General features: G+C 68.5%; 16 protein-coding genes. 9 read left to right on the top strand and 7 right to left on the bottom strand.

All coding sequences use genetic code 11. The features are described 5' to 3' along the window. Positions 1 to 80: 80 nt before the first annotated feature. The 6 genes from WJ35_RS19230 (at position 81) to proP (ending at position 9,115) form a co-directional block, all read left to right on the top strand. Positions 81 to 1,346, top strand: a complete 1,266-nt coding sequence (locus WJ35_RS19230; protein ID WP_069239705.1) for a c-type cytochrome — start codon at positions 81 to 83, stop codon at positions 1,344 to 1,346. A 76-nt stretch (positions 1,347 to 1,422) separates the two neighbouring features. Beyond that, complete coding sequence (locus WJ35_RS19225) at positions 1,423 to 1,734, top strand: high-potential iron-sulfur protein (protein WP_069239704.1); 312 nt, start codon at positions 1,423 to 1,425, stop codon at positions 1,732 to 1,734. Then, positions 1,718 to 3,622: a sigma-70 family RNA polymerase sigma factor gene (locus WJ35_RS19220; protein WP_059668288.1), complete on the top strand. Its 1,905-nt coding sequence runs from the start codon at positions 1,718 to 1,720 to the stop codon at positions 3,620 to 3,622. The genes WJ35_RS19225 and WJ35_RS19220 overlap by 17 nt, the downstream gene beginning before the upstream one ends. A 247-nt stretch (positions 3,623 to 3,869) precedes the next feature. After that, on the top strand, positions 3,870 to 5,867 hold the full coding sequence (acs, locus tag WJ35_RS19215; protein WP_196222100.1) for an acetate--CoA ligase: 1,998 nt from the start codon (positions 3,870 to 3,872) through the stop codon (positions 5,865 to 5,867). Positions 5,868 to 6,093: 226 nt separating this feature from the next. After that, a complete protein-coding gene (locus WJ35_RS19210; RefSeq protein ID WP_014726251.1) occupies positions 6,094 to 7,161 on the top strand; it encodes a porin in 1,068 nt (355 codons plus the stop codon). Between the two features lie 484 nt (positions 7,162 to 7,645). After that, the gene (proP, locus tag WJ35_RS19205) at positions 7,646 to 9,115 is read left to right on the top strand and encodes a glycine betaine/L-proline transporter ProP (protein WP_059668497.1); all 1,470 of its coding nucleotides are present in this window, start codon (positions 7,646 to 7,648) and stop codon (positions 9,113 to 9,115) included. Between the two features lie 87 nt (positions 9,116 to 9,202). Here proP and WJ35_RS19200 read toward each other — a convergent pair whose 3' ends face one another. The 4 genes from WJ35_RS19200 to WJ35_RS19185 all read right to left on the bottom strand — a co-directional run bounded on the left by WJ35_RS19200 (position 9,203) and on the right by WJ35_RS19185 (position 13,387). Further along, the gene (locus WJ35_RS19200) at positions 9,203 to 10,027 is read right to left on the bottom strand and encodes an alpha/beta fold hydrolase (RefSeq protein WP_059668498.1); all 825 of its coding nucleotides are present in this window, start codon (positions 10,025 to 10,027) and stop codon (positions 9,203 to 9,205) included. A 450-nt stretch (positions 10,028 to 10,477) separates the two neighbouring features. Further along, the gene (locus tag WJ35_RS19195; protein WP_011880621.1) at positions 10,478 to 11,830 is read right to left on the bottom strand and encodes a TRAP transporter large permease; all 1,353 of its coding nucleotides are present in this window, start codon (positions 11,828 to 11,830) and stop codon (positions 10,478 to 10,480) included. 4 nt (positions 11,831 to 11,834) lie between these two features. Next, a complete protein-coding gene (locus WJ35_RS19190; RefSeq protein ID WP_059668499.1) occupies positions 11,835 to 12,404 on the bottom strand; it encodes a TRAP transporter small permease in 570 nt (189 codons plus the stop codon). Further along, positions 12,401 to 13,387 carry a TRAP transporter substrate-binding protein gene (locus WJ35_RS19185; RefSeq protein WP_011880623.1) on the bottom strand — a complete coding sequence of 329 codons (987 nt, stop codon included), beginning with the start codon at positions 13,385 to 13,387 and terminating at the stop codon, positions 12,401 to 12,403. The genes WJ35_RS19190 and WJ35_RS19185 overlap by 4 nt, the downstream gene beginning before the upstream one ends. 576 nt (positions 13,388 to 13,963) lie before the next feature. Between WJ35_RS19185 and WJ35_RS32285 the strand changes: the two genes are divergently transcribed. Then, entirely contained in the window at positions 13,964 to 14,158 is a 195-nt protein-coding gene (locus WJ35_RS32285) for a hypothetical protein (RefSeq protein WP_080484395.1), read from the top strand. A gap of 117 nt (positions 14,159 to 14,275) precedes the next feature. On the opposite strand, the gene WJ35_RS19180 is transcribed toward WJ35_RS32285, so the two are convergent. Beyond that, on the bottom strand, positions 14,276 to 14,956 hold the full coding sequence (locus tag WJ35_RS19180) for a GntR family transcriptional regulator (protein WP_059668500.1): 681 nt from the start codon (positions 14,954 to 14,956) through the stop codon (positions 14,276 to 14,278). Between the two features lie 525 nt (positions 14,957 to 15,481). Between WJ35_RS19180 and WJ35_RS19175 the strand changes: the two genes are divergently transcribed. Further along, positions 15,482 to 16,423, top strand: coding sequence for a dihydrodipicolinate synthase family protein (locus WJ35_RS19175; RefSeq protein WP_059623406.1), 942 nt, complete (start codon positions 15,482 to 15,484; stop codon positions 16,421 to 16,423). Between the two features lie 89 nt (positions 16,424 to 16,512). Here the strand turns inward: WJ35_RS19175 and WJ35_RS19170 are convergent, their stop codons facing one another. Next, entirely contained in the window at positions 16,513 to 17,325 is an 813-nt protein-coding gene (locus WJ35_RS19170) for an alpha/beta fold hydrolase (RefSeq protein WP_069239703.1), read from the bottom strand. Positions 17,326 to 17,403: 78 nt separating this feature from the next. Continuing rightward, on the bottom strand, positions 17,404 to 17,841 hold the full coding sequence (locus WJ35_RS19165) for a hypothetical protein (RefSeq protein ID WP_059668502.1): 438 nt from the start codon (positions 17,839 to 17,841) through the stop codon (positions 17,404 to 17,406). 336 nt (positions 17,842 to 18,177) lie between these two features. On the opposite strand from WJ35_RS19165, the gene WJ35_RS32540 reads away from it, so the two are divergent. Beyond that, positions 18,178 to 18,312: a hypothetical protein gene (locus tag WJ35_RS32540; protein WP_011880630.1), complete on the top strand. Its 135-nt coding sequence runs from the start codon at positions 18,178 to 18,180 to the stop codon at positions 18,310 to 18,312. Positions 18,313 to 18,466: the final 154 nt, after the last annotated feature.

Here is an 18,466-nt window from a genome sequence, read left to right as displayed (position 1 = left end):
CGTCCGACCACCGCATGACGCCCGCGCCGACGGTGCGGGCGTCCTCCCCTTCGTTCCCATTACCCACCGAGCGTACGAACATGAACCTTCGACTTTCCCGCGTAGCCGTCGCCAGTGCGCTCGCGGCAGGCACGGCACTGACTCCCGCACTGTCCGCGGCCGCGCCTGCGGTGCGCGTCTGCTCGCTGCCGGGCACCCCCACCGCCGGGCTCGACAAAGCCGTTGCGCGCGAAGTGTTCCGCACCGCCGGCATCGCCGCGACGTTCGCCGCGCACGACGCCGCGGGCAGCGACGACGACGGCGTGTCCGCCCACGAGCTCGCCAAGATCCTCGAGCACGATTGCGACGTGATCGCCGGCTTCCCGCGCTCGGCGATCGCCGATGCGTCGGGGTCCAGAATGACGTTCTCGCAGGGCTATCTGCGCGCCGGCTACGTCAGCGTCACGCGCCGCGACGCAGCCAAGCCGGCCAACGAACGCGAAATCGTCGCGGCGACGTATGCAAGCCCCGCGCAGCTGATCGCCGCGCAGCAGACGAATGCCCGCTTCGATCTCGAGAACACGTCGGAGCAGACCGTCGACGCGGTCGCCCGCGGCCGCGCGAACCGCGCGATCGTCTGGTATCCGGCGGTCGTCGCCTATCAGGCAGCGCATCCGAAACAGGCGTTCAGCATCGGCGCGACCTCTTCTCCTTATGCGGAATGGCAGCTCACGTTCGCGTTCGCGCAACGTTCGGCCGAGCTGCAGCAGCGGATCGACGCCGCCCTCACGCAGATGAAGCAATCGGGCCGCCTCGCTGCGCTGACGCGCAAATGGGCGCTGCCCGGCAACGCGCTCGAAGCGCGCGCCACGCACGATTCGCGCGCGACGCCGCGCTTCCTCGACGGCGCGCTGGCCACGGGCGCATCGCGCGCCGGCGTGATCCGCGCCGGCGGGCGTGCGGCCGGCGGCGGCTTCATCCGCGTTTCGGACAGCACCGGCGAAGCCGCGCCGTCGTTCGACGCGGCCCAGGTCGAGCATGGCAAGGCGCTGTACGGCAGTGCGTGCGCGAAGTGTCACGGCGTCGATCTCGAGGGCAATACCGCCCCCGCGCTGAGCGGCCCGTCGTTCGCACCGCTCGCGCATTCGCATCTGACGATCGGCGGCGTGTTCGGCTACATGGCGACCAACATGCCGGCCGACCAGCCGGGCAAGATGAAGGACGACGAGTACGCCGACCTGATGGCGTTCCTGCTCGCGTCCAACGGCTATGACGCGTCGAAGGCCAAGCTGACCGCCGATATCGCCAACGCGTCGAAGGCGCCGCTCGTCGCCGGCCCGGGCGGACACAAGCAAGCCAGCCAGTAAGCGCGGCGCGCGGCCGCCACGGCACATGCCGGGCCGCGCGTCGGCAAGATTTCTTCTTCAACAGGAAACGACCGTGATGCACAACCCGAATCGCAGAACCTTCATCGTCCAGACCATCGGACTGTGCGCGGCGCTCGCCGCAACCCGCTCCGCGCTCGCCGCGCTGCCGCTCGTCGACGAAAACGACGCAACCGCGATGACGCTCGGCTACCGCGCGCGCGCGTCGAGCGTCGACGCCGCGAAGTTCCCGAAATACCAGAGCGGCCAGCGCTGCGCCAACTGCCGCTTCTACAAGAGCGAAAGCGCCGACGCCGGCACCTGCCCGATGTTCGCGGGCAAGGCGGTTGCCGCCGAAGGCTGGTGCAACGTCTATGCCAAGGGCGCGTGATGCGTTGCCGGCGCGCCCGGCGCCACGGCGCGCGCCGGTGCCGGTGCGCGCCGCCGGCCACGACGGCGACGCGCCGCCTCACGCGGCGTACCTGCACGCACTGATTTCGACGGGGCTCACACGCGGCTTCGTCACGCACGGCGACATCATCGACGCCTTGCCGGACGACGACGCCCATCAGGGCGGCGTCGACGCGACGGCTGCGATGCTGCGCGAGCTGGGCATCGCGGTGTCGGACGGCGCGCACGCCGCGGGCTGGACGCTCGACCGTTACTTCCAGCCCACGCCGAGCGCGCGTGCGTGGGCCGAAGGGGCCGGCGCGCTCGCCGCGGCCGAGCTGAGCGCACCGCGCACGACCGACCCCGTACGCCTCTACCTGCGCGAGATGGGCATGACGCCGCTGCTCACGCGCGACGAGGAGATCATCCACGCGCAACGGATCGAGCGCGGCCGCGCGGCGTCGGTCGCGGTGCTGTGCGGCGATCCGCAGGCACTCGATGCACTGGTCGCGATGCGCATCGAGATCGCCGAAGGCCGGACCGCCGCGTCCGCTTACGTGCTGTCCATCGCGGATATCTCGGACATGGCGCCCGCCGGCGGCGCCGCCAACAGCACGCATGCCGGCGATACGCCTGTCGACGCGGGCGCGAGCACGCGCGACGACGACGCTCCGTCCGACGATGGGCTCTGCCGTCAGGCCGTGCTCGCGCGACTGGCGCCGATCGACGCGCTCGCGGCCGCGATGCGCGCCGCACTGGAAACCGACGGCGCGCACGGTCTCGCCTACCGCGCCTGCGTGCGCGAAGCGGCCGCCCTGCTCGGCACGCTGCGCATGTCGATGCGCGCACTCGAGCGCATGAGCGAGCCGCTGCGCACGCACGCGCGCCGGCAGCGCACGCTGCACGGCCGGCTCGCACGCACGCTCGCCGACGCCGGCGTGCCGCACGGCGCGGCGGCCGCGTGCGTGCAGCGCGACGGCGATCATGCCGGCTGGCTCGCGGCGTGCATCGCCGCCCATCCCGAATGCGAGCCGGCGCTGACGCGCCGCGCGGCCGAACTGGTCGACGCGCGCGACGCGATCGCGCGGGCCGCCCGCACATCGCCGCTGCCGCCCGACACGATCGCGTTGCTCGATGCGCGGCTCGACACGATCGAGCGCGCGATGCAGCCGGCGCGGATGGGCCTCTTCGACGCGAACCTGCGGCTCGTCGTATCGATCGCGAAGCGCTACCCGGACCGCGGGCTGCCGTTCGCGGACCTGATCCAGGAAGGCAACATCGGGCTGTTGAAGGCGATCGACCGCTACGACCATCGGCGCGGCTTCCGCTTCTCGACCTACGCGACCTGGTGGATCAGGCAGGCGATCACGCACGCGCTCGCCGATCTCGGCCGCACGATCCGCGTGCCGACGCACACCGTCGACGCGATCAACAAACTGACACGGATCGCGCGCGAACATCGACAGCGTTCCGGCGCTGCCGCGACGCCGCACGAACTGGCCGTGCAAATGGGCGAGCCGCTCGACAAGGTGCGCGACCTGATGTCGATCGTGAAGGAACCGATGTCGGCCGACGCGCCCGTCTCGCCGGAAGGCGAGATGACCTTCGTCGACGTCGCGCCCGACGTATCGACGCCGTCGCCCGAAGACGCCGCCGGCGCCGCGCAGTTGCGCGACACGATCGCGGCGATGATCGGCCGCCTGCCGGCGCGCGAGGCGACGGTCCTGCGGCTGCGCTACGGGCTGCACGCGGACGAAGGCTGCTCGCTGCGCGACATCGGCCGACAGCTGAACCTGTCCGCCGAACGCGTGCGGCAGATCGAGGCGTCGGCGCTCGCGCGGCTGCGCGCGTCCGACGGGCTCGACGTGCTGCGCGCGTTCATCGCATAGCCCGCGCACGGACGGCGGCGCATGCGCCGCCGTCCGCCGCCATGTTGACACCTGCAACACCCGCTGCTGCATTTCGGCGCAACGGTCGCGCCGCTCACGATGCCGCGCGGCCATGCGCAGATCGTTTGCATCCCATATCGATTCCGGAACGCCGCGCGCGACGGGCATGCGTGCCGATTCGACCGGATCGCGGCGGCGCTTGGCATGCTAGTTGCGTTTTGCTATTCCAGCCACACCCAGACAAATTATGGAGAACACCTTGACCGCCCTCGTATCGATCCTTCAGGAAAGCCGAATCTTCGAACCGACGGCCGACACGCGCGCACGCGCGACCATTTCCGGCATGCCGGCCTACCGCGCGCTCGTCGCCGAGGCCGAGCAGGACTACGAGGGCTTCTGGGCGCGTCTCGCGCGCGAGAACCTGAGCTGGCACAAGCCGTTCACGAAGGTGCTCGACGAGTCCGAAGCGCCGTTCTACAAGTGGTTCGACGACGGCGAGCTCAACGCGTCGTACAACTGCCTCGACCGCCACGTCGCGGCCGGCAACGGCGAGCGCGTCGCGGTGATCTTCGAAGCCGACGACGGCGCCGTCACCCGCGTCACGTATGCCGACCTGCTCGCGCGCGTGTCGCGCTTCGCGAACGCGCTGAAGCAGCGCGGCATCGGCCGCGGCGATCGTGTCGTCATCTACATGCCGATGTCGGTCGAGGCGATCGTCGCGATGCAGGCCTGCGCGCGCATCGGCGCGACGCATTCGGTCGTGTTCGGCGGCTTCTCCGCGAAGTCGCTCAACGAACGGCTCGTCGACGTCGGCGCAAGCGCGCTCGTCACCGCCGACGAGCAGCTGCGCGGCGGCAAGACGCTGCCGCTCAAGAGCATCGCCGACGAGGCGCTCGCGATGGGCGGCTGCGACGCCGTGAAGAGCGTGATCGTCTATCGCCGCACCGGCGGCAAGATCGACTGGCATGCGGACCGCGACCTGTGGATGCACGAGCTGACGACCGCAGGCGTTGCCGATACGTGCGAGCCGGAATGGGTCGGCGCCGAGCATCCGCTGTTCATCCTGTATACGTCGGGCTCGACCGGCAAGCCCAAGGGCGTGCAGCACAGCACCGGCGGCTATCTGCTGTGGGCCGCGCTGACGATGAAGTGGGCGTTCGACTGGAAGCCCGCCGACGTGTTCTGGTGCACCGCCGACATCGGCTGGATCACCGGCCACACGTACATCACGTACGGCCCGCTCGCGTGCGGCGCGACGCAGGTCGTGTTCGAGGGCGTGCCGACCTATCCGGACGCCGGCCGCTTCTGGAAGATGATCGCGGATCACAAGGTCAGCGTGTTCTACACCGCGCCGACCGCGATCCGTTCGCTGATCAAGGCGGCCGAGGCCGACGACAAGGTCCATCCGAAGAGCTACGACCTGTCGAGCCTGCGCATCATCGGCACGGTCGGCGAGCCGATCAACCCGGAAGCGTGGATGTGGTATCACAAGCACGTCGGCCAGGCGCGCTGCCCGATCGTCGACACGTGGTGGCAGACCGAGACGGGCGGCCACATGATCTCGCCGCTGCCGGGCGCGACGCCCACCGTGCCGGGCTCGTGCACGCTGCCGCTGCCGGGCATCATGGCCGCCGTCGTCGACGAGACGGGGCAGGACGTGCCGAACGGGCAGGGCGGGATTCTGGTCGTCAAGCGCCCGTGGCCGTCGATGATCCGCACGATCTGGGGCGACCCGGAGCGTTTCAAGAAAAGCTACTACCCCGACGAGCTCGGCGGCCGGCTCTATCTCGCCGGCGACGGCACCGTGCGCGACAAGGGCACCGGCTACTTCACGATCATGGGCCGGATCGACGACGTGCTGAACGTGTCGGGCCACCGGCTCGGCACGATGGAGATCGAGTCGGCGCTGGTCGCGCACGAGCTCGTCGCGGAGGCGGCCGTGGTCGGGCGTCCGGACGAGACGACGGGCGAGGCGGTCGTCGCGTTCGTCGTGCTCAAGCGCGCGCGTCCGGAAGGCGAAGAGGCCGCGAAGCTCGCGAAGGAGCTGCGCGACTGGGTCGGCAAGCAGATCGGGCCGATCGCGAAGCCGAAGGACATCCGTTTCGGCGACAACCTGCCGAAGACGCGCTCCGGCAAGATCATGCGCCGCCTGCTGCGCTCGCTCGCGAAGGGCGAGACGATCACGCAGGACACGTCGACGCTCGAGAATCCGGCGATTCTGGAGCAGCTCGGCCTGTCGCTCTGAATGACGGGGCCGGCACCGGCCGGCCCCACCCGACCTCCGCGACGCACGCACGTTCCGGCGCCCATCCCGGCCGCGAACGCGCGACGCGCAGCCGCCACCCGGCCGCGCACCTGCGTCCCCGCGCCCCATCCCGCGTGCGCGGCCCGGGCGACGGACACCGCTGCGCGGCCGTCCGGCGCCTTTTCTGTTCGATGCATGGACGTACAACAACACTGGAGACACCCCGATGAAAAGCAGGATCGTGATCGGCTGCGCCGCGCTCGCAGGCGCGCTTGCCAGCCCCAGCGGCTTCGCCCAAAGCAGCGTGACGCTGTACGGCAACCTCGACGCCGCGTTGCTGTACACGAGCAAGACGCTCGATAGCGCCACCGGCGCAAACGCAGGCCATCAGTTCTCGATGGCCGATACCGGCATGACGCCGACGACGTTCGGGATGACCGGCACCGAGGATCTCGGCGGCGGCCTGAAGGCGAAGTTCCAGCTCGAAAGCGGCTTTGCCGTCACCAACGGCGCATTCGCGCATTCGAACGGCAACATCTTCGGTCGCCAGGCGTGGGTCGGACTCGACGGCGCGTTCGGCACGGTCAAGGCCGGCGTCCAGTATTCGCCGTTCCTGCTCGCGATCTTCGATTCGGACCCGCGCAGCTTCTCGCACTTCGGCAGCGGGCTCGTCAACTACGTCGACAACGTGCTGGTGACCGGCCTGTTCAACCCGAACGCCGTGTCGTACACGAGCCCGACGATCGCCGGCCTCACCGGCAGCGCGATGTTCGCGTTCGGCGGCAAGGCCGGCGACTTTCAGGCGGGACGCCAGTACTCCGCGAGCCTCAAGTACGAGCACGGCGGCTTCATGATCAACGCCGGCTTCTACAACGGCAACGACGGCACCAACCCGACGCCCACCGCCAGCACCGTGGCGTTCGTCGGCCGCACGATCGGCGCCGCGTACCGGTTCGGCCCCGTCACCGCGAAGGCGTCGTTCGCCAGCTACAAGGTCGCCGGGTCGTTCAGCAACAACGTGTACGGCGGCGGCCTCGACTACCAGGCGACGCCGACGGTCGACCTGAACGGTGGCGTGTGGTTCACGAGCGATCGCAACGACACGGCCAACCACTCGCTGCTCGCCGCCGTCGGCTCGACGTACAGCCTGTCGAAGGCGACCGCGTTGTATGCACAGGTCGCGATGGTCAACAACCACGGCGCGATGGACACCGGGCTCGGCATCACCAACGCGCTTTACGCGGTCAACGGCACGACCGTCGGCGCGAACGTCGGGATCCGGCACATGTTCTGATGCAGGCAACGGCGGCATCGGCAGCGCCGCCGTTCTGCATTGGCAGTCCGAATCATCTGACGTCGAAGTCGGCATGCGACCGAATGCACTGACTCCGGCGCGAACGTCGTCGCGCATCGAGGGTGCGATCCGCTCGCGCACGCGCTGCGTCCGCGCCGCATGCCCGCAAGAAGGCCCGGTATAGACCGCCCGCTTCCCGGTCCAACGCGTCGACCGACGCCGCCCGGTGTTGCGGCGCACATCGCGCGGCTGCGCGATGCGTGTCGTTTACGACCGATTTCCGGGCGCATCGCCGATAGTCCGCACGCTCCATTTCTCTACACTGGTGCACGCCAGCACACAGCCACCTGCCCCGTGTCGCGTGTCGCGCCGCGTCACGGCACCGTGGCGATCCCGAGACAACCGCCCTCGCCGCCGACGCTGCCGCGTCCGTCCCGCCGCGCTGCCGCCGGCCCGCTGCGAAGGCCCCTTCCAGGAGCGTTCATTGAGTTCACCGCACGCGCACTCCGCGAAAACCCGGTCTTCGCGCCAGGCCCTCAAGCTCGACGACATCACGATCGTGGACCGCGCCGTCCTGAAGCGCGCGGTCGGCGCGATGGCGTTCGGCAATGCGATGGAATGGTTCGACTTCGGCGTCTACAGCTACATCGCCGTCACGCTCGGCAAGGTGTTCTTCCCGTCGAGCAGCCCGTCCGCGCAGCTGCTCGCCACCTTCGGCACGTTCGCGGCCGCGTTCGTCGTGCGCCCGCTCGGCGGCATGGTGTTCGGCCCGCTCGGCGACCGCATCGGCCGCCAGCGCGTGCTCGCCGCCACCATGATCATGATGGCCGTCGGCACTTTCGCGATCGGCCTGATCCCCAGCTACGCGTCGATCGGCATCATGGCGCCCGTGCTCCTGCTCGTCGCCCGCCTCGTGCAGGGCTTCTCGACCGGCGGCGAATACGGCGGCGCCGCCACCTTCATCGCCGAGTTCTCGACCGACAAGCGCCGCGGCTTCATGGGCAGCTTCCTCGAGTTCGGCACGCTGATCGGCTATACGCTCGGCGCGGCCACCGTCGCGCTGCTGACGGCGACGCTGTCGCACGACGCGCTGCTGTCGTGGGGCTGGCGCGTGCCGTTCTTCATCGCGGGGCCGCTCGGCCTCGTCGGTCTGTACATCCGGATCAAGCTCGAGGAAACGCCCGCGTTCAAGAAGGAAGCGCTGGCGCGCGAAGCAGACGAACGCGCGCGCCCGAAGCAGTCGTTCGGCACGCTGCTCGTCGAACAGTGGCGGCCGCTGCTCCAGTGCGTCGGCCTCGTGCTGATCTTCAACGTGACCGACTACATGGCGCTGTCGTACCTGCCGAACTATCTGTCGGCCACGCTGCACTTCAACGAGACGCACGGGCTGTTCATGGTGCTGATCGTGATGCTGCTGATGATGCCGATGACGCTCTATGCCGGGCATCTGTCCGACCGCATCGGCCGCAAGCCGGTGATGATGTTCGGCTGCGTCGGCCTGCTCGTGCTGTCCGTGCCGGCGCTGATGCTGATCCGCACCGGCGGCATGCTGCAGGTGTTCGGCGGGATGCTGATCTACGGCACGCTGCTGTCGACCTTCACCGGCGTGATGCCGTCGGCGCTGCCCGCGCTGTTCCCGACGCGGATCCGCTACGGCGCGCTCGCGATCGGGTTCAACCTGTCGGTGTCGCTGTTCGGCGGCACGACGCCGCTCGTCACCGCATGGCTCGTCGATCGCACCGGCGACCTGATGATGCCGGCGTACTACCTGATGGGCGCGTCGTTCATTGGCATCGTGTCGGTGCTCGCGCTACGCGAGAGCGCGCGGCGGCCGCTGCCGGGCTCCACGCCGTGCGTGGGCAGCCGCGCCGAAGCGCAGGAGCTGATCCGCCGCGGCGCGGGCGAGATCCGCGGGCGCGAACGCAAGCTCACGCCGATCGGCGAACGCGCTTGATCATGTGACGCACGTGATGTGCCTGATGCGCGGCACATCCGTCGCGCAGTGCCAGCCGCAGCGGCGTCACGCAACGCCGCGTGCCGCTCAAGCCGCGGCGAGCTTCTGCTCGTCGAACCAGTCGAGCAGCGTGCGCGTGACGAAGGCGGGATTCTCGAGGTTCGAGATGTGGCCGGCGTCCGGCACCAGCACGTGGCGGCAGCCGATCACGCCTGCCATCTTCTCCGTCTCCGACGGCGGCCGCGCCATGTCGCCGGCGCCGCACATCAGCAGCGTGCGCGCGGCATCGAGGTCGGCGAGTGCGGCCAGCGTGTCCGGACGCCCGAAAATCAGCCGGCCGAGCGGGACGATCGACTCGCGCAGCCGGTCGGCAGGCAGGCCGGCGAGTGCGGCGCGAAATGCGCTCGCCACCGGGTCCGACAGATTCGCGTCCGGGCGGAAGAACAGCGGCACGATCGCATCGAGCAGCGGTGGCGCAATCTTGCCGGCGGCGGCGATCGCATCGAGCATCCCGAAGTAGCGCAGCCGCGTCGCGTCGGGCTCGGCTTCGAGCGACGCGTCCATCAATACGAGCGAGCGCACGCGCTGCGGTTCGCGCAACGCGAGCCGCGCGCCCCACATCCCGCCGACGCTCAGGCCGACCACCGCGCATTGCTCGATCTCGAGCGCGTCGAGCAACGCGCTCGCATGCGCGGCGAGATCGTCGAGCGTCTGCGTGCCGGCCGGCAGCGGACCCGATGCGCCATGCCCCCACAGGTCGGGCACGATCACGCGATACCGGCGCGACAGCGCGTCGATCTGCGGCGCCCACATCGCCGCGTCCCACAGATAGCTGTGTCCGAGCAGCACCGGGAAGCCGGTGCCGTGATCGTGGTAATGCAGCGTGCTGCCGTGGATGGTGCGGGTGAGCATCGGGCCTCCGGGTATGACGACGATGGGCAGCGGCGCGCAAGCGCGCGCTGATTCACTGGCGCGTTGCCAGCAACGCGGCGCCGCGCATGATCGCACAGCTCGGCGGGCGCTGCAGGCGACGTGTGTGGCGCGTCGCGGCGGCGGTGGCGCGCTCGCATGCGGCGCTGGATCCAAGGGTCGGGAATGCCGGCGTCGGGCCGCGTTCGGCCCGGCGCGCAGTCCGAACGATCACGCGGCTCGCATCGACCCGGGCACGCAGACCAGGCGCGTGTTCGCACCGGCCTGTTCGGCGAACGACGCATGCTGCAGCGTGGTCCGGCGTCGGTCACTTGCATGCACAACGCGAGGCACGCGCACGCCGCAAACCGGCCACGAAGGAAGAATCCGTTAACGTGATCGCGGCGCCGGACGATGTCGATCGTCCGGCGCCACGCGGGCCGATGCCGGTACTCAGAACACCGCGTGCCCGCTGATCAGGCTCGGCAGCCAGGTGGAGAAGAACGGCATGTACGTGACGATGTTGATCGCGCTGAAGATCGCGAGGTAATACGGCCACGCCATCTTGGTCGTCTCGCCGATCGACACGTTGCCGATCGCGCAGCCGACGAACTGCACCGAGCCGATCGGCGGATGCACGAGGCCGAGCGAGCAGTTCAGCAGCAGCATGATGCCGAACTGCACGGGCCCGACGCCGCAGGCCATCGCGATCGGCAGGAACAGCGGAGTCGTGATCAGGATGTGTGCGGCCATGTCGACGAAGGTGCCGAGGAATACCTGGATGACGTTGATGTACAGCAGCATCAGCCACGGCGCGGCGGTCGACTGCTTGAGCAGCCCTTCGATCGCATCCGGGATCTCCAGATACGACATCTGGAAGCGCAGCATGTTCGACACGGCGATCAGCAGCAGCACGACGCCCGTCGTGCGCGCCGCATGCGACAGCGCGCGCCGCAGCTTCTCGACGGTCAGCGTGCGATAGACGAGCGCGGTCAGCACGAGCGAGTACACGACCGCGATGGCCGCCGCTTCGGTCGCGGTGGCGATCCCCTTCGCGACGCACACGAGGATGATCGCGATCACCATCAGGCCGGGCACCGCGCCGACGAAGCTGCGCAGCACCGCATACCAGCCGGGGAACGCGGGCAGCGCGGACGAGCCGTCCTCGCGGCGCGGATAGCCGTGACGCACGGCCTGCCAGTACGCGGCGGCGAGCACGAAGCCCATCACCCACAGCACCGGCAGCAGCCCGGAAAACAGCAGGTCGCCGATCGACACGCCGCTCACCTGCTGGCCGTGCAGCATCCCGGTGATGCCCTGCGCGGCGAACGCGTAGATGATCATGTTGGTCGACGTCGGCATCAGCGCGCCGGCGAGCGACGCGTGGGTCGTCACGTTGACCGCGTACGCCGCGCTGTAGCCCTCGCGCTTCATCAACGGGATCACCACGCCGCCCATCGCCGACGTGTCGGCGGTCGGCGAGCCCGACACGCCGCCGAACAGCGTACAGGCGACGACGTTGGCCATCCCGAGGCCGCCGCGAAAATGGCCGACGGTCGCCTGCGCGAAGCGCAGGATCCGGTCGGCGATGCCGCCGTGCAGCATCAGTTCGCCGGAAAAGATGAAGAACGGCACCGCGAGGAACGAGAACGCGTTCATCCCCGAGATCATCGACTGCATCGCGGTGGCGATCGGCAGCCCTTCGACGAGGTAGGTCAGCACGCATGCGATGCCGAGCGCGAACGACACGGGCACGCCAAGCACGAGGAAAATCAGAAAACTGACGGACAGGATCGCGAGTTCCATGGCGTTAATGTCCCGACGAAGAACGACGGAGCGCGAGCAGGTGCTCGAGCGAGAAAAGGATGATGGTGATCGCTGCGGGAATCGTGATCAGATAGCGCACGCCTTCGGGCAACCCGATGATCGGAATGCGGTCGCCCATCGTCTCGGCCGCCATGCTGCCGCAGCCGGCGATGATCGCGATCGCGAACGCGATCAGGCACAGATGCTGGATCGCGATCACGACGGTGCGCCCCTTCGGCGGCAGGCGCTGCACGAGCGAATCGAGGCCGATGTGGCCGCCGTCGCGCACCTTCATCGCCGCGCCGAACATCGCGATGACGATCACCAGCAGCAACGCGATCGGCTCGACGAAATCGGGCGCGTTCTCGAACACGTAGCGCATCACGACCGCGTAGAACACCAGCACCGTGAGCGCCGCGAGACACAGCGACGCGATCACCGCGAGCGCGCGGAACAGCAGGTCGTTCGCGCAGTGCAGCAGCGGCGTCGCGCGCGCGCGGCACGGCGCCGCGCCGCCGCGCGCGTCGGGCGCGCCGACGGCCGCGGCGCCATTCGGTGAAGTGCGACGGGTCACTTGGTGGCCTCGATCTCGTCGACGATCTGCTTCATCTGCGGGGTCTTTTCATACTTGGCCCACAGCGGCTGCATCGCCTTCACGAACGCCGCACGATCGATCTGCGCGGCCGGCACGATCTTCGCGCCGCCCTTCGTCACCGTCTGCTGCGCAGACGCCTCGCGCGCGGTCCACAGCTTCTGGTAGTACGGCACCGAATCCGCCGCGGCCTTCTTGATCGCGGCCTGCTCCTGCGGCGACAGCGTGTCCCAGATCTTCTTCGAGAACACCAGCACTTCGGGCGTCATCGCGTGCTGCGTCTCCGAGTAGTCGGGCGCGACTTCGAAGTGCTTGGTTTCCTCGTACGACGGCAGATTGTTTTCCGCCGCATCGACGAGGCCCGTCTTCAGGCCCGTGTACACCTCGGCGAACGGCATCGGCGTGGGCGTGCCGCCCATTGCCTTGATCTCGTCGACCATCAGGTCCGACGGTTGCACGCGCACCTTCAGGCCCTTCATGTCGGCCGGCGAGCGCACCGGGCGCTTCGCGTAGATCGAGCGCGCGCCGCTCTCGTAGAACGTCAGCGCGATCATGCCCTTCGCCGCGAACGCGTCGAGGATCTTCTGGCCGGCGGGACCGTACATCGCCTTGCGGAAATGGTCGACGTCGCGGAACAAGAACGGGAACGACGGGATCAGCGACTCGGGCACGATCTCGTTGAACGAGGCGCCGTTCACGCGCGCCATGTCGATCGCGCCGATCCGCACCTGGTCGACCGTGTCCTTCTCCGAGCCGAGCGCGCTGTTGCCGAACACCTTGATCGAGTCCTTGCCGCCCGTGAGCTTCGACAGTTCGTCGCCCATGTACTTGACCGCCATGTTGGTCGGGAAGTTGTCGCCATGCACGTCCGCCGAGCGGAACACGCGCGCGTGCGCGGATACGGCGAAGCCTGCCATCAGCGCGACGGCCACGGCGGTACGGGAGCGGGTGAATCGGTGCTTCATCGTCAGTCTCCTTGCTGGTTGCTCGTTGTTCGGCGGCGCGCCGGGCGACCTCCGCCCGCTTTCGGTACACGGCCTGCGTTTAACTTAAGTCATACGTTGTATGACGTGTGGAAGCGAATGTACGTCGGTTAATCGTTTAACTCACTTGGTGCATACCCGTATAAGCGGAGTAGTCGCGGGATTTTGAGGGGATTGGGGGAAAACGTTTCTACGCCCGGCACCGGATTAGCGAAACGTTTTCCGAACGGGCAGCGGTATTGAAAGTCGGTACGGTGCTGAGCGGGATGCCGGGCAGTCGTCTTGGTTATTTCCTCGTTGTCTGATGACTGACTACTTGACGGCTTTACGTGCTCGATCTTGTCCGCACCGCGCCAGCCGAATGCGTTCGGCTACCAGTTGTAATGACGCCGCGACGCCGTATGCGTCGCGAGCCGGGGCGGATGCCTGCGCAAGCGTTGCCGATGGGCGTATCGGCGCAGCTCTCGGCGCGCGCGCCGGCCACCCGTGCCCTACTTCGTCACGGCGGGCACGCACGATGCGGCGCGGCGAGACGGCAAACACACGAGGAGGTATGCGATGCTGACGAGTCGACCGTCGGCGGGACAGCGTCAGGACGCGCCGTTGAGTCCGGGAGATGAAGGCCCGCCCGATACGCCCGGTGTCGGCGAAGATCTATGCGGCGTATGTCGCGGCACAGGGATGGTGGAAGGCCAGCCATGCACGGTATGCGGCGGCACCGGCAAGGTGTTGCAGGGAATCGGCGGCGGCTAGACGGTATCCCCCATACGCATCAGGCTGGCCGATGCGCTGCGGGAGCGCTGTGGGAGACGAGCGCGGCGCGTCCATGCCGCGTTCGCGGCCCCGCTGCGCGGACCGGCTGCGGCTGCTTCAGCGGCCTAGGCGTCGTTCGCGCAGGAACGCGTTCAGTTCGCCGCCCGCGTGCTCGATGTGGCGCTTCAGCAGCAACGCCGCAGCGCGCCCATCGCCCTTGCGGCACAGCGCGACCAGTTCCGCATGCTCGGACTCGGCCACGTCGCGCGCGGCCTCCGACAGCGACAGCTGAACGCGCGTGTAGCGATCGGTCTGCTGCAGCAGCGATGCGACGATCGCGGCCGTCTTCGGCTGCTCCGCGCGCGACAGCAGCAGTTGATGCAGCTCGGTGTTCAGTTCCCCCCAGCGACCGGACTGGCTCGCGTGCAGCACCGCGCTGTATTCGTCGAGGATCGCGTCGAGCCGCGCGAAGTCTTCCGCCGTGAGCTTCGGAATCGACTTTTTCAGCAGCACGGGCTCGAGCAGCGCGCGCAGTTCGAACAGCTCGGTGATGTCTTCGGGCGACAGCTCGGAGACGATCGCGCCCTTGTGCGGCAGGATTTTCACGAGCCCTTCGCTTTCCAGCTGCACGAGGGCTTCGCGCAGCGGGATGCGGCTGATCCCGAGCTCGGTGGCCAGCGCGTCCTGGCGAAGCTGGTAGCCGTCGACGTACTCGCCGGTCAGGATGCGACGGCGCAGTTCGTTCGCGGCGGCCTCGGCACGCGTGGCGTAGACGAGGGCGGGGCGTTTGTCGTTCATGTTGCGGTTCGGACCAGGGATGGCGGCAAGGCTTGCGCCGACGCGCCGGTGGATATTGCATATTTTCTACGATAGTAGCAGAGCGGCGGGGCGGCCAACGCGGCCGGCAGATCGGCTCGGCGAATCGCGCCGAATGCAGCTGGCGGCGGTCGCATGCCGACTGGCCGCGCGCTTACTCCATGCATCCCGGCGCGCGCGGTGAAGGTTCGCGCGGAGGCGATCCGGTACGCTCCGCGCGCCCTTCCCCGCTCATTCCAGCCCATTCCCCCGCCCATTTCCAGCACGTTCCCCTTCCCTTCCTCACGCCCTTTTTATTTTATATTGTATAAAATATCCGAACTCACTAGAATGCACTCGTCGATGGCTGACTCTCGGGCGAAACGGGAGGCACCGTTTCGGCACCGACGCGAACGAGAGGCGGCCGGCCACGGTCCGGATCGGGCGAAGCCCCACGATCCGGCGCGCACGCGTACCGCCCAGGTTGCCAGCAATGGCAGTTCACCTATCTGAATGTGAGGAAACGAGATGAGCGAGAACATTTTCACCGGCACCATTCCGGCCCTGATGACGCCGTGTACCGCCGAGCGTCAGCCGGATTTCGACGCGCTGGTGAAGAAGGGCAAGGAGCTGGTGGCGCTGGGCATGCGCGCGGTAGTGTACTGCGGCTCGATGGGCGACTGGCCGCTGCTCACCGAAGCGCAACGTCAGGAAGGCGTCGCGCGGCTGGTCGCAGCCGGCGTGCCGACCATCGTCGGCACGGGCGCGGTGAATTCGAAGGAAGCCGTCTCGCACGCCGCTCACGCGGCGAAGGTCGGCGCGCACGGGCTGATGGTGATTCCGCGCGTGCTGTCGCGCGGCGCATCGCCGGCCGCGCAGAAGGCGCACTTCTCCGCGATCCTGAAGGCCGCGCCGAACCTGCCTGCGGTGATCTACAACAGCCCGTACTACGGCTTCGCGACGCGCGCCGACCTGTTCTTCGAACTGCGCCGCGAGCATCCGAACCTGATCGGCTTCAAGGAATTCGGCGGCGCCGCAGACATGCGCTATGCGGCCGAAAACATCACGTCGCAAGACGCAAACGTCACGCTGATGGCCGGCGTCGACACGCAGGTGTTCCACGGCTTCGTCAATTGCGGTGCGGCCGGCGCGATCACCGGCATCGGCAATGCGCTGCCGCGCGAAGTGCTGCAGCTCGTCGACCTGTGCAAGAAGGCCGCGCAGGGCGACGCCGTGGCGCGCGGTCGCGCGAAGGAACTCGAAGCGGCGCTCGCCGTGCTGTCGTCGTTCGACGAAGGCTGCGACCTCGTGCTGTTCTACAAGCACCTGATGGTGCTGAACGGCGACACGGAATACACGCTGCACTTCAACGAAACCGATGCGCTGAGCGACGCGCAACGCAACTACGCTGAAGCGCAGTACACGCTGTTCCGCAACTGGTACGCGAACTGGTCGAAGACGATCGCGTAAGTCGGGCACCGCTGGTTCGGCGATCGAAGCAAGCCACGGCTCGTTCCGTGGCTTTTTCATTGGCGCGGGATGAAGCGCCGCCGCCCGTGTCAGCCGGTCGTGCGCTCGAGAAACGCCTGCATCGCCGCATTGAACCGGGCCGGGCGCTGCAGCGGCGCGAAATGGCTGACGCCCGGCAGGATCGTCAGCGTCGCGCCCGGAATCGTGCGCACGAGGTATGCCGCATGTTCGGCGCGGATGAACTCGTCGTGCTCACCCTGCACGATCGCGACCGGCACCGTGATCGCCGCAAGCTCGCACGCGCCGTAATTCGGTTGCGTGCGCATCATCTCGCTGACGGCGGCCACGAACGGCTCGAAGCCGTCCGGCGTCGCCGACAGGCGTGCGTAGTCCTTGCGGTGCCGCGCGAAGCAGCGATCGATCAACGGGCTCGGCACGAATTCCTTCGTCCCGCTCGGATCCATGTTGCACGCGAAGAAGAAGACGCCCGCCGCCCGCTGCGGCGTGCGCGCGGCCAGCACCAGCGCAACGCATGCGCCGTCGCTCCAGCCGACGAAGCGCGCGCGCTCGATGCGCAGCGCGTCGAGTACTGCGCGCACGTCGGATGCCATGCATTCGTACGAATAGGGGCGCGCGTCGCGCGTGCTGCGGCCGTGGCCGCGGCTGTCGATCAGGACCGCGCGATAGCCGGCCGCCAGCACGGCCGGCACCTGGCAGCCCCAGTTGCCGGCGTGGCCGAGGCCGCCATGCAGCAGCACGACGGGCGGCCCATCTCCGAACGACGCGTGCCAGATGCGCGCGCCGTCATGGTCGAGCCATCCTTCGGCGTCGGCCGCGGGCAGCGGCGGCCCGCCCTGCTCTTCGAAACGGACGAGATCGTCGTCGGTGAAGTGCGCGCTCATCGTGGTGCCGTCCTTGGGGAGAGACGAGCTTGCGATTCTAATGCGCGAAGCCGCGCGTCGGCGCGGCGCGCGACGCATTCAGGCCTGCGTCGACACCAGCGAGCCCGACGTCGATCCGGATGACTTCTGGATAGCCTGCGCGAGCTGCGCGATCGCCGTCGACAGCGCAGCGGAGATCGTGCTCGCTTGTGCGCCGAGCGACTGCTGCTCGGTGGCTGCGGCGGGATCGTTCTTCGCGCGCTGCGCGACGCTCGCCATTTGTTGCTGAATCTGCGCGAGCTGTTTCTGCAGGCGCTCGATCAGCTGTTTCAGTTGCTTGACCGCGGGATCCTCGGACGACGAAGACGACGACGACGCCGACGACGATGCGCTCGACGCCTGACCGCCATTGGCCGGCGCGGCGCCGGCAGCGGTCGCGCCGCCCGTCGGCGACGAGGTCCCGGCGGCCGTCGAATTGGCCGTCGGCGTGGAAGCCGCAAGCGGGGTTTGCGCGGCGGAAGAAGGCTCGATCTGCATTGTGTCGGTCCGTAGTGGGTCGGCGATTGCCGTCGATTGAACAGGCGAATACCTTGCAAGCGGATAACGGCATTCGTCGTACCAAACTTTAGCCGCGCGACGCAAAGGGGCCAGACAGACGCGCCGGGTACGCTGGTAAAATTCGAGTCCTGCCTTCCGCCGGACCGCCGCTCGATTGCGTCTCGCCGCGGCCGGCCCGCAACCGCGTATCGAAGCCCGCCGTATCGCGCGCAATCGACCGCGTCGGCCGGCGTCGCGCCCCGCGAGCGGCAGCAAGCGCTTCCACGGCACGGCGACGGTTACGCCCCCTTCATCACGTATCACGAGGAATTCACGATGGCCCGCATCGGCGCCTTCTGCCTGACGACTTGGCTCGCCGCCGCGATCCTGTATTTCGGCCAGCATTCGCTTGCGATGATCGCGCTCAGCGGCGTGGTCGTGTTCGGCGGATTCGATCTGCTGCGTCCGTAGCGGCGGCGGGAGGTCGGCGTGCGCCGAGATGCGCGTCGACCCGGCGTGACGCGCTGACCGACAGCTTCATCGCCGGACGACGCGCCGGCCCCAGCCCGTATCAGCCCGTCTCAGCCCGTCGAACGCGCGCCGCTCGAACCGGCTGCCGTGCCGC

This window comes from Burkholderia ubonensis (genome assembly GCF_001718695.1).
GTDB lineage: Bacteria > Pseudomonadota > Gammaproteobacteria > Burkholderiales > Burkholderiaceae > Burkholderia > Burkholderia ubonensis_B.
The sequence above is the reverse complement of the archived record's forward strand: the minus strand, read 5'-3'. Positions and strand labels throughout refer to the sequence as shown.

Coding starts and splice junctions, on each gene's coding strand:
- WJ35_RS19230 (WP_069239705.1), top strand. CDS start 81: ATGAACCTTCGACTTTCCCGCGTAGCCGTCGCCAGTGCGCTCGCGGCA.
- WJ35_RS19225 (WP_069239704.1), top strand. CDS start 1,423: ATGCACAACCCGAATCGCAGAACCTTCATCGTCCAGACCATCGGACTG.
- WJ35_RS19220 (WP_059668288.1), top strand. CDS start 1,718: ATGCCAAGGGCGCGTGATGCGTTGCCGGCGCGCCCGGCGCCACGGCGC.
- acs (WP_196222100.1), top strand. CDS start 3,870: ATGGAGAACACCTTGACCGCCCTCGTATCGATCCTTCAGGAAAGCCGA.
- WJ35_RS19210 (WP_014726251.1), top strand. CDS start 6,094: ATGAAAAGCAGGATCGTGATCGGCTGCGCCGCGCTCGCAGGCGCGCTT.
- WJ35_RS19200 (WP_059668498.1), bottom strand. CDS start 10,027: ATGCTCACCCGCACCATCCACGGCAGCACGCTGCATTACCACGATCAC.
- WJ35_RS19195 (WP_011880621.1), bottom strand. CDS start 11,830: ATGGAACTCGCGATCCTGTCCGTCAGTTTTCTGATTTTCCTCGTGCTT.
- WJ35_RS19185 (WP_011880623.1), bottom strand. CDS start 13,387: ATGAAGCACCGATTCACCCGCTCCCGTACCGCCGTGGCCGTCGCGCTG.
- WJ35_RS32285 (WP_080484395.1), top strand. CDS start 13,964: ATGCTGACGAGTCGACCGTCGGCGGGACAGCGTCAGGACGCGCCGTTG.
- WJ35_RS19180 (WP_059668500.1), bottom strand. CDS start 14,956: ATGAACGACAAACGCCCCGCCCTCGTCTACGCCACGCGTGCCGAGGCC.
- WJ35_RS19175 (WP_059623406.1), top strand. CDS start 15,482: ATGAGCGAGAACATTTTCACCGGCACCATTCCGGCCCTGATGACGCCG.
- WJ35_RS19170 (WP_069239703.1), bottom strand. CDS start 17,325: ATGAGCGCGCACTTCACCGACGACGATCTCGTCCGTTTCGAAGAGCAG.
- WJ35_RS19165 (WP_059668502.1), bottom strand. CDS start 17,841: ATGCAGATCGAGCCTTCTTCCGCCGCGCAAACCCCGCTTGCGGCTTCC.
- WJ35_RS32540 (WP_011880630.1), top strand. CDS start 18,178: ATGGCCCGCATCGGCGCCTTCTGCCTGACGACTTGGCTCGCCGCCGCG.